Origin of the sequence: Micromonospora sp. RV43 (assembly GCF_001029515.1) — a bacterium.
GTDB lineage: Bacteria > Actinomycetota > Actinomycetes > Mycobacteriales > Micromonosporaceae > Micromonospora > Micromonospora aurantiaca.
Window position 1 is genome coordinate 1 of sequence record NZ_LEKG01000220.1, and the last position, 10,639, is coordinate 10,639.

The 10,639-nt window shown below is 73.4% G+C and carries 7 protein-coding genes; 3 read left to right on the plus strand and 4 right to left on the minus strand.

Translation table 11 applies throughout. The features are described from left to right. Together gatB and ABD52_RS33590 are read left to right on the plus strand one after the other, a co-directional pair. On the plus strand, nucleotides 1-1,319 hold a 1,319-nt coding region (gene gatB / locus ABD52_RS33585; protein ID WP_047894383.1), incomplete at its 5' end, for an Asp-tRNA(Asn)/Glu-tRNA(Gln) amidotransferase subunit GatB. 117 nt (nucleotides 1,320-1,436) lie between these two features. Beyond that, nucleotides 1,437-3,794, plus strand: coding sequence for a pyruvate dehydrogenase (locus tag ABD52_RS33590; RefSeq protein ID WP_047894384.1), 2,358 nt, complete (start codon nucleotides 1,437-1,439; stop codon nucleotides 3,792-3,794). A gap of 619 nt (nucleotides 3,795-4,413) precedes the next feature. Here ABD52_RS33590 and ABD52_RS33600 read toward each other — a convergent pair. The 3 genes from ABD52_RS33600 to ABD52_RS33610 all read right to left on the minus strand — a co-directional run bounded on the left by ABD52_RS33600 (nucleotide 4,414) and on the right by ABD52_RS33610 (nucleotide 9,147). Beyond that, nucleotides 4,414-6,027, minus strand: coding sequence for a metallophosphoesterase (locus ABD52_RS33600; protein WP_047894386.1), 1,614 nt, complete (start codon nucleotides 6,025-6,027; stop codon nucleotides 4,414-4,416). A gap of 53 nt (nucleotides 6,028-6,080) precedes the next feature. Continuing rightward, the gene (locus tag ABD52_RS33605; RefSeq protein WP_047894387.1) at nucleotides 6,081-7,256 is read right to left on the minus strand and encodes a sorbosone dehydrogenase family protein; all 1,176 of its coding nucleotides are present in this window, start codon (nucleotides 7,254-7,256) and stop codon (nucleotides 6,081-6,083) included. A gap of 85 nt (nucleotides 7,257-7,341) precedes the next feature. Beyond that, on the minus strand, nucleotides 7,342-9,147 hold the full coding sequence (locus ABD52_RS33610; protein WP_047894388.1) for a SpoIIE family protein phosphatase: 1,806 nt from the start codon (nucleotides 9,145-9,147) through the stop codon (nucleotides 7,342-7,344). Between the two features lie 143 nt (nucleotides 9,148-9,290). Between ABD52_RS33610 and ABD52_RS33615 the strand changes: the two genes are divergently transcribed. After that, entirely contained in the window at nucleotides 9,291-10,217 is a 927-nt protein-coding gene (locus ABD52_RS33615; protein WP_013284476.1) for a 2-hydroxyacid dehydrogenase, read from the plus strand. 11 nt (nucleotides 10,218-10,228) lie between these two features. Here the strand turns inward: ABD52_RS33615 and ABD52_RS33620 are convergent, their stop codons facing one another. After that, on the minus strand, nucleotides 10,229-10,612 hold the full coding sequence (locus ABD52_RS33620) for a PH domain-containing protein (protein ID WP_030270122.1): 384 nt from the start codon (nucleotides 10,610-10,612) through the stop codon (nucleotides 10,229-10,231). Nucleotides 10,613-10,639 lie beyond the last annotated feature (27 nt).

The following is a 10,639-nucleotide window of genomic DNA, read 5'->3' on the forward strand; positions in this document are numbered from 1 at the left end:
CGCTGCCGGTGGCGAACAAGGCCGCCATCGAGGCGACCATCCGGATCGGGCTGGCGTTGAACTGCTCGATCGCCGAGTGGTGCCGGTTCGCCCGGAAGAACTACTTCTACCCGGACATGCCGAAGAACTTCCAGATCAGCCAGTACGACGAGCCGCTGTGCTTCGACGGCTACCTGGACGTCGAGGTGAACGGCGAGCTGGTGCGCATCGGCATCGAGCGGGTGCACCTGGAGGAGGACACCGGCAAGACGCTGCACGTCGGCGGCGCCACCGGTCGCATCCACGGCGCCACCGAATCGCTCGTCGACTACAACCGGGCCGGCATCCCGCTCGTCGAGATCGTCACCAAGCCCATCCCGGGCACCGGCGCGCTCGCGCCCGAGGTCGCCCGCGCGTACGTCACCGAGCTGCGTGACGTGATCCGCTCGCTCGGCGTCTCCGACGTGCGGATGGAGGAGGGCTCGCTGCGCTGCGACGTCAACACGTCGCTGAACCGGCCGGGCGAGGAGTGGGGCACCCGCACCGAGACCAAGAACGTCAACTCGCTGCGCTCGGTCGAGCGGGCGGTGCGCTCGGAGATGCTGCGCCAGGCGTCGGTGCTGGAGGCCGGCGGCCGGATCACGCAGGAGACCCGGCACTTCCACGAGGACACCGGCGACACCACGTCGGGCCGGTCCAAGGAGACCGCTACCGACTACCGGTACTTCCCGGAGCCGGACCTGGTGCCGCTCGCCCCGGACACCGCGTGGGTGGCCGAGCTGAAGGCCGCCCTGCCGGAGCTGCCGCGGCTGCGCCGCAAGCGGATCCAGCAGGACTGGGGCCTGTCCGACCTCGACATGCAGTCGGTGGTCAACGCCGGCGCGGTCGAGCTGATCGAGGCGACGGTGGCCGCCGGCGCCACCCCGGCCGCGGCCCGGAAGTGGTGGCTGGGCGAGCTGTCCCGCCGCGCCAACGAGACCGGCGTGGAGCTGGCCGACGTCGGTGCCACCCCGGCCCAGGTCGCCGAGCTCCAGGGACTGGTCGACGCCGGCAAGCTCAACGACAAGCTGGCCCGTACCGTGCTGGAGGGCGTGGTGGCCGGCGAGGGCTCGCCGACCGAGATCATGACCAACCGCAACCTGGAGGTCGTCTCGGACACCGGCGCGCTCACCGCCGCCGTTGACGAGGCGATCGCCGCCAACCCGGACGTCGCCGACAAGATCCGCAGCGGCAAGGTCGCGGCGGCCGGTGCGCTCGTCGGCGCGGTCATGAAGACCACCCGCGGCCAGGCGGACGCGAAGACCGTCCGCGAGCTGATCCTGGCGCGCCTCGGCGCCTGACGTGTTGTAAGGAAGGGCCCCTTCTTAACGCCTGGTGCATGGGAAGGGGCCCTTCCTAACGCCTCGCCACCCCCTCCCCGGACAGGGCGTCAACGGCGACGCCCGGATGGAGTCACCGTGAACCAGCACGACCTCGACGTCCTCGATGAGATCCAGCGCCGGGTGCTCTGGCTCGCCACCCGCATCGTCGACGCGGCCAACCACGACCGCGACACCGGTGACGGGGTGAAGGTCGGCGGCCACCAGGCGTCAAGCGCCTCCCTTGTGACCGCGATGACAGCGCTCTGGTTCCACCACCTGGACGCCGAGGACCGGGTGGCGGTGAAGCCGCACGCCTCGCCGGTGTTCCACGCGATCCAGTACCTGCTCGGCAACCTCGACAGGTCGTACCTGCCGAAGCTGCGGGCACGCGGTGGGCTCCAGTCGTACCCGTCGCGCACCAAGGACCCGGACGAGGTGGACTTCTCCACCGGCTCGGTCGGCCTGGGCGCCGCCGCGCCGCTGTTCGCCGCCGTCACCCGCCGCTACGTAGACGCGCACTTCGGCGCGCGCCCGCACTCCCGGTTCGTCGCCATCATCGGTGACGCCGAGCTGGACGAGGGCAACATCTGGGAGGCCGTCGCCGACCCGGCAACCACCGGGCTCGGCAACGTGATGTGGCTCGTCGACTTCAACCGCCAGTCGCTGGACCGGGTCGTACCCGGCATCCGGATCAACCAGTGGCGCGGCCAGTTCGAGGCGGCCGGCTGGCACGTCGTGGAGGTCAAGTACGGCCGCAAGCTGGCCGAGGCGTACGCCCGGCCCGGCGGCGCGGCGCTGCGCGACTGGATCGACCGGATGCCCAACGAGCAGTACCAGTCGCTGTTCGGGCTGGCCGGGCCGGCGCTGCGCAAGCAGTTCCTGGACGGCGCGCCGGCCGAGGTGGCCGCGTTCGTCGCCGACATCGGCGACGACGAGCTGGGCCCGCTCGTCACCGACCTGGGTGGGCACGACGCGCAGGCCATGCTCGACGCCTACGCCCAGTGCGACGCCGTCACCGACCGGCCCAGCGTCGTCTTCGCGTACACGGTCAAGGGCTGGGGCCTGCCGATCGCCGGCAACCCGCGCAACCACTCGGCGCTGCTCACCACCGAGCAGGTCGACGCGCTGCGCGCCGCGCAGGGCCTGACCCCGGAGACCGAGTGGGACCGCCTCGACCCGGCGTCCCCGGCCGGTATCCGGGCCGGCGAGCGCCGGGAGGCGCTGTCCCGCGCGCCGCGCGAGCGGGCGCTGGGCGTCACCGTTCCGGAGACCACGAGGGTACGCGCGAACAAGCCCGTCTCCACCCAGGAGGTCTTCGGCCGGGTGCTCGTCGACCTGGCCCGTGATCCGCAGGTTGCGCCCTACCTGGTGACGACCGCGCCGGACGTGGCCACCTCGACCAACCTGGCCGGGTTCATCAACAAGACGGGCGTCTTCGCACCGACCGAGCAGCGTTCCTGGACCGAGGACCGGATGCTGCGCTGGACCGAGAGCCCCGCCGGGCAGCACATCGAGCTGGGCATCTCGGAGATGAACCTGTTCCTGCTTCTCGGCCAGCTCGGCCTGTCGTGGGATCTGTCCGGCCAGCCGCTGCTGCCGGTGGGGACGGTCTACGACCCGTTCGTGCTGCGCGGTCTGGACGCGTTCCTGTACGGCACGTACTCCGGTTCCCGGTTCGTGGTGGCAGGCACCCCGTCCGGCATCACGCTGGCTCCGGAGGGCGGCGCGCACCAGTCCACCATCACCGCGTCGGTCGGCCTGGAGCTGCCGGGGGTGACGTTCCTGGAGCCCGCGTACGCCGGCAGCCTCGACTGGCTGCTCTGCGACGCGCTCGGGCAGATCGCCGGTGGCTCCGCTCCGGCCGCGACAGCCGCGCCGGCCGAGGACGGGGCGTACTACTTCCGGCTCAGCACCCGGCCGATCGACCAGGCGCCGTTCGAGGCGGCCCGGGCACGGCTCGGGGACGCCGTGCTGCGGCGGCAGGTGGTGGCCGGCGCGTACCGGCTCGTCGACGCGCACCAGGCGTACCCCGATCTGGCTGACGCCCCGGTCGTGCAGCTCGCCGCCTCCGGCGCGGTTCTGCCGGAGGTGCTCGCGGCCGCCGCGGAGCTGGCGGAGGAGGGCGTGGCCGCGCACGTGGTCGACGTGACCAGCCTGGACCGGCTCTACCGCGCGTGGCAGCGGACGCTGCGCCAGGGTGTGCGGACCGCGACCGTGCCGAGCGTGCCGGGCGCGCTGCGGTCGGCGTTCGCCGACCGGGTGCCGGTGGTCACAGTGCACGACGCGGCCTCGCACGCGATGGCCTGGCTCGGCTCGGCGGTCGGGGCTCCGGCGGTGCCGCTCGGGGTGGACGAGTTCGGCCAGTCCGGCAGTGTCCGGGAGCTGTACGAGCTGCACGACCTGCTGCCCGGCAGCATCGTCAACGCCGCGCTGGCCGCGATCGCGCTGCGCTGAGGCGCGCGTCCGTTGCGCTGACCGCACGCCGCCACGGGGCCGGCCGGACATCCGGGCGACCCCGGGTCCTCGCGGTGGGGGTCCGGCCTCCGTGCGGCGGCCCCGGGTCCTCGCGGTGAGGTTCGGCCTCCGGGTGGGCCTCAGCCTCTCGGCTCGCCGGTCTTCCGGCTCTCTCGGGCGATCCGGCCCGCCCTTGGCACTCGGCCCGGTGCGTCCTGCGACCGGGTTCTGCCGGCTCTCCTGGCTCCCGGATCGACCCCGGCACGGCGGGCCGCGTCCTGGCCGATTCGGGTGGCGCGGTGGACGGCATTCCTCACGGAAAGTGACGGCGGGAATGGCTGCGGAGGGTAACCGCCTCTGGCGACCCGGGGGATCACCTCTCGGCCCCTTTGCTCTGCAGCCATATCCGCATCACCGCCCTGAGCTGGGGCGTAGTGGAACGCTCGCCGCTCTGCACCCACCCAGACGGTGACGCTCGGTTCCTGCTGCGCCGATGGGTGCAGAGCAAAGTCGGCGGCGGGGCATCCCCGTGCCGGACGGGCTTCGTGACGCCGAGTGACCGGGTGTCAGTGCGGCAGGGCGCCGGGCTGACCGCGAGAAAGGCGAGAAAGCGGGGCGGTCAGCTCGTGGGGGTGGGGCTCAGCGTGGTCGTGCCCGGCGACGGCGACTCCGACGGGCCGCGGGTCGGGGTCGGGGTGACCGGCACCTGGTCGCCCTTCGCCGGGTCGCGGATGACGTGCCGCTCCAGGTTGACCTGCGACTGCCCGGTGCCGCCCACAGTGATCTCGTCGTACGCCTGGAGCAGCTTCTGCTGGTCGAAGTAGAGCACAGTCATGGTCAGCGGAGTCGGCTTCTCGCCCTCCAGGCCGCGAAGCCCGGCCCCACCGGTGGAGCCCTGCACCATCAGCGTGGTCGGCTGCTTGCCCTCCACCTGCGGCAGCTTCGACACCTGCCGGGAGTGGGTGTGCCCGGAGAGCACGAGCGGGCAGTCGCCGGAGAGCGGGCCGGCCGAGGCGGGGTCGTGGATGAGCGCGATGTCGACCTTGCGCGGCGACTTGTCGATCGTGGCGGCGAGCTGTTCGCCGGCGCCGATCACCTGGTCGGCGACGGCCGAGGTGAGGCCGCTGCCGGCCGGTGAGGTCTCCTTGTCGGGGGTGAAGCGGGGGTCGCCGATGCCCGCGATGGTCAGCCCACCCACTGTGGTGACCGAGTTGTTCAGCACGATCGCGTTCGGCTGCTGCGCCACCGCGGCGGCGGTGCGCGGCGAGTCGTGGTTGCCGCGGATGAACACGTACGGCTTCTTGAGCAGGCCGATCGACCCGACGAACGAGGCCTCCGGCTCGCTGCCCCAGTCGGTCATGTCGCCGGTGTCGACCACCACGTCGATGCCGAACTGCTCGACCACGGTACGGATCAGCTGCCAGCCGGTCGGGTTGAGGTGGATGTCCGACACGTGCAGCACCCGTGTGGTGCCGGGCGACGGCTGCACCACGGGCAGGGCGGAGACCGTGGTGTAGAGCTTGCTGACGTTGCCGACCAGCCGTTGGAGCTGCTCGGCGTACTTGGTGTAGTCGTTCGCGATCCGCCGCGCGTCACCGACGATCGCCGGCGCGTTGACCAGCAGGCCCTCGTACCGCGGCTCCTCGATCGCCTGCGGGCGCAGCGTGCTCGCGGCCAGCCCGAGGCTGCCGGCGGTCACGACCAGCGCCAGGCCGCCGGCCCACGCGGTGCGCCGGACGTCCCGGAAGACGAGCGCGGCCAGCAGCAGCGTTGCGAGGACGACCGAGGCGAGCGTACGCAGCCCGAGCCGCATCACGCCGTCGCGGACGTCCTGGACGGCCGACTGGCTGGCCCGGCTGATGCTGGCCGGGTCGTCGATGAGCGCCTCGGTGCGCCCCTGGTCCAGCGAGCCCACCTCGACTGTGAGGTACGCCGGGCCGTCGTGGCTGTCCAGCAGCAGCGCGCCCAGCGGCGGGATGTCGACGGTGGTGCCGCCGGACAGCGACGGGCTGAGCTTGAGTTCGGCCCGGAACGGGCCGATGTCGGTGCCGACATGGCCGCCCGCGTACGTGCCGATCACGATGCCGCCGAGCGTGACCGCGAGCAGAGCCAGCACGACACCCAGCCGGCGCAGCCGGTGACCGGGCCGCCACGCCGTCAGGCGGCGGGTGCGCCCGCGCTCCGGAGACGTCTCGTCCCCGGAGCGGTGCTGTTCGTTCTCGTGGCCGTCCATGCTGAGATTCTGACCTGCCCCTTGCGCGATCTTGACAAACCCGGTGGGCCGGATCAGCTCCGGCCGGCGCCCCCGTCGGCGAAGACGAGCCGCAGGAGGCGGTCGTCCTCGGCGGTGGGCGTACCCCGCCCGTCCCGGTTCGACGTGCTCACCCAGAGCGAGCCGTCCGGCGCCGCCGCGACGGCCCGTAGCCGACCGTACCGGCCGTTGAGCAGGTCGCGCGGCTGACCGAGGACTGTGCCGTTGCCGGCCAGCTCCACCAGCCAGAGTCGCTGGCCGCGCAGGCAGGCGGCGACGAGTAGACGGTCCGCCGCCGCCAGGCCGGAACAGGAGGCGTCACCTGTGGGCCACTGTGTGATCGGGTTCACGTAGCGCTTGTCGTCGCCGCGCCCCTCGACCCGGGGCCAGCCGTAGTTCCCGCCCTTGTTGATCTGGTTGATCTCGTCCCAGGTGTTCTGGCCGAACTCCACCGCGTACATCTTCTTGTCCGGCGTCCAGGCGAAGCCCTGGACGTTGCGGTGGCCCGTCGACCAGACCGGCGACCCGGCGGTGGGGTTGCCCGGCGCCGGCTTGCCGTCCGGCGTGATCCGGAGGATCTTGCCGCCGAGGCTCTTGCCGTCCTGGGCGTTCTCGGTGCGCCCCGCGTCGCCGGTGCTCGCGTAGAGGTGGCCGTCCGGCCCGAAACCGAGCCCGCCGCCGTTGTGCGTGCCGGACTTCGGGATGCCGGTCAGGATCGGCTTCGGCGCCTGCCCGAGCTGCATCTTCGCGATCCGGTTGTCGTCCTCGGCCGTGTAGTAGACGAAGACCGTGCGGTCCTTGGCGTACGCGGGGGAGACCGCGATGCCCAGCAGGCCGCCCTCGCCGCCGGCGGCCACGTCCGGCACGGTCTGCACCGGCCGGACGGCCAGCCCGTCCGGGCCGGACTCCGGGCCGACCTGGAGGATCCGTCCCTTGTCCCGCTCGGTCACCAGCGCCCCGCCGTCGGGCAGGAACGCGATGCCCCACGGCACTTCCAGCCCCTTGGCCAGCACGGTGGCGACAACCTGCTGACCGGCCCCGCCGGGACTCGCGGTGCCGGACGGTGTGGGCAGGTTGGGCGGTGCGCCGGCCGGGTCCGGCTCGGGCTCGCCGAGGGAGCAGCCGGCGGTGCCCAGGAGCAACGCCGCGCAGGACGCCGCCAGCGCCGTCCGGAGGCGGCTGACACAGGGGTACGCAAGACGCGGGCTCACCCGGCCCAGCCTAGCCGGGCGGACCGGCGAACCGGGCACGTCGCGCGCACCCCTGCCCGCGTCCGGCCGTTCGGAGGAGTACCGGTCAGCCGGCCCGCAGCGCGAGCAGGGCGACGTCGTCCTCGCGCCGGTGCGCGGCGGCGAGCAGCCGGTCGCAGAGCAGGTCCAGCGGTACGCCCGGCCCGCCGGCCGCGAGGTGGGCGAGCAGTTCGGCCTGTCCCTCGTCGATCGGCTGGTCCCGGCGCTCGATCAGCCCGTCGGTGTGCAGCAGCAGCGTGTCGCCCGGTGCCAGGGTCAGCGTCCGGCCGGTACGCCGGGGCGGCCGGGCCAGCCCGAGCAGCGGCCCGCGGCCGTCAGCCACCGAGACCGTGCCGTCGGCGCGGACCAGCAACGGCGGCGGGTGCCCCGCGTTGCACCAGGAGACCGTCAGCCCGTCGTCGGCCGGGCGGACCCGGGCCAGCACGGCGGTCGCGACGGTGGGCACCCGCAGCCCGCCCATGGCCTGGTCGAGGTGGGCCACCAGATCCTCCACCGGGTCGTTACGCCCGTACGCGTTGCCCCGCACCAGGTTGCGCAACTGGCCCATGGTGGCCGCCGCCTCGATGTCGTGCCCGGCGACGTCGCCGATCGCGGCGATCAGCTCGCCGTCGGGCTGGACGAACGCGTCGTACCAGTCGCCGCCCACCTCCACCCGGTCGGCGGCCGGCAGGTAGCGGGCGGCCAGCTCGATTCCGGGCACGGCCGGCAGGCTCGGCAGCATGCTGTGCTGGAGCACCTCGGCGACGTGCCGCTGCTCCCCGTAGAGGCGGCTGTTGCCGACCGCCTGTCCGGCACGTACCCCGATGTCCTGCGCGGTGCGCAGGTCGCTGGCGTCGAAACCGCGCCGCCCCTGACGGTTGACGAGCGTGACGGCGCCGATCACCCGGTCCCCGGCGGCGGTGATCGGCACGGTCAGGTGGGAACCGATGCCGAGACGGGCGGCGAGCGGCACCAGCTCCGGGCGCGTGGTGCCGCGCGCCACGTCGTCCAGGTCGGCCACTGCGCGCACCGCCGGCCGCCCGGTACGCAGCACCGACCGGATCTGCGACTCCGCGCTGAGCCCGGTGGTCAGCAACTCGGCGAAGCGGGTCAGGTCGGCCTCGCGCTCGGCGTCGCGGTGCACGCCGGTGACGGTGCGCGGCCGGCCCGCCGGGTCGACGAGCGTGATCAGGCACCAGTCGGCGAGCAGCGGCACCATCGCGTGCCCGAGCCGGTCCACGGCGGTGGCTACGTCGAGCGTGCCGCCGAGCATCTCGCTCATCCCGGCCAGCATGGCGAGCCGGTCGTGCGCCTCCTCCGCACGGCGGCGGGCCTGCTCGGCGCCGCGGACCGCGATGCGCAGCCGCAGCTCCGAGGAGCACGCGGCGGCCAGGTCGGCGAGCGTCCGCAGCTGCTCCTTCGTCCAGGCCCGGGGCTTGCTGTCGATCGCGCAGAGCGAGCCGAGCACCCGCCCCTCCAGGTCGGTCAGCGGCATGCCCGCGTACGCCACCACGCCCAGATCCTCGATGGCCAGGTTGAGGCGTACGCGCGGGTAGAGGCGGGCGTCGGGCAGCACCAGCGGCATCTCGATGTCGACGACGTGCTGGCAGAACGAGTGGCTCAGCGGCGTCTCCCGGCGGGCCGCCCACGGCTCCGGCAGGCCGGTCGCGCCGGGAAAGAACTGGCGCTCGGCGTCCACCAGGGAGACGAGTGCGACAGGCACGTCCAGCAGGTCGCCGACCAGACGCGCGAACCTGTCGAACGCCTCGTCCGGTACGGCGTCGAGCCGGGTCTCGTCGAGTGAACGCAACCGGTCGGGGTCGGCGAGCGCCGGAATCGGCACGGACACCCGTCCCCGGCCGTCCTCGCTCATCGCCACCGCCCTCAGCAAGCGGAACACCCGACCGGCATCCCGTTCTCGGTTATACCCCGCCGGGCCGCCACTCCATTCCCGGCGCGGTGTTCGTCACGGGTCACGCCGCGCCGGCCGGTCCGGGGCCGATATCGTCGGCGGTCGTGAAGGTATGGATCCCGCACCCGGAGGGCCGCCGGCTGCTCGGCGAGCTGCCGCCCGGCGTCACCGTGGAGCTGCTGGACGATCCGCGGCGGCTTCCGTCGTCCCCGTCCGGGGTGCGGTTCTGGGTGCCACCGTTCCTGTCCGGCCCGGACGCCGGGGCGCTCCTCGCCGAGCTGCCCGACGTCGAGGTGGTGCAACTGCTCTCCGCCGGGGCGGACGCCTGGGTGGGGCGGATCCCCGACGGCGTGACGCTCTGCGACGCCCGGGGCGTGCACGACTCACCCACCGCCGAATGGGTGGTCGCCGCGATCCTCTCCTCGCTGCGCGGATTCGCGCCGCTGGCCCGTGCGCAGGCCCGGCGCGAGTGGGCGTACGACGAGGTGGCGCCCACCGACGAACTGGCCGGTAAGCGGGTGCTGATCGTCGGCGCCGGCTCGATCGGCACCGCGGTACGCGACCGGCTCGCCCCGTTCGAGGTGAGCTTCACGCTCGTGGCCCGTACGCCGCGACCCGACCAGGGCGTGCACGGGGTGGACGAGTTGCCCGCGCTGCTGCCCGAGGCAGACGTGGTGGTTCTCCTGGTGCCGCTGACCGAGCAGACCCGGGGCATGGTCGACGAGCGCTTCCTCGCCGCGATGCCTGACGGCGCGCTGCTCGTCAACGCCGCCCGCGGGCCGGTGGCGCGTACCTCGGCGCTTGTGGCCGAGCTGACCTCGGGCCGCCTGCGCGCGGCGATGGACGTCACCGACCCGGAGCCACTGCCCGCCGACCATCCCCTGTGGGAGCTGCCGAACGTGTTGCTCACCCCGCACGTCGCCGGCTCGGTACGCGGGCTGCTGCCCCGCGCGTACCGCCTGGTGGGCGAGCAGTTGCGCCGGTACGTGGCCGGGGAGGAGCTGACGAACCGGGTGGTCGACGGCTACTGATCGCGGGTGGCTTAATGATCGCTGCCGGTGTCCGGCAGCTCCTGCCCGGTGACGGCGATCAGCCGGGGCAGTTCGGTGGCGCGTACCGCCGGCAGCATCACCACTTCGCCGTCGTCGAGCCGGGCCACCGCCCGGCCGCGGGGGTCACCGGCGAGTTCGGCGACCTGGTTCCACGGCACCCGGCGCTGCCCGACGAGCGCCCGCAGCCGCAGCTCCCGGGCATCGGCGTCGGTGCCGGCCCGCCACGCCCAGACCGCGACGGCGAGCGGCACGAGCAGCACCCAGAGCAGCCACCAGCGGGCGGAGGCCAGCGGCAGCGCGCCGATGAAGGCGACGATCGCGGCGACCAGGATGGCCTGGTTGTGACGGAAACGGACGGTATCGGCGCGGCTCACCCCCCGATGATCCCACCCGGCCAGTCC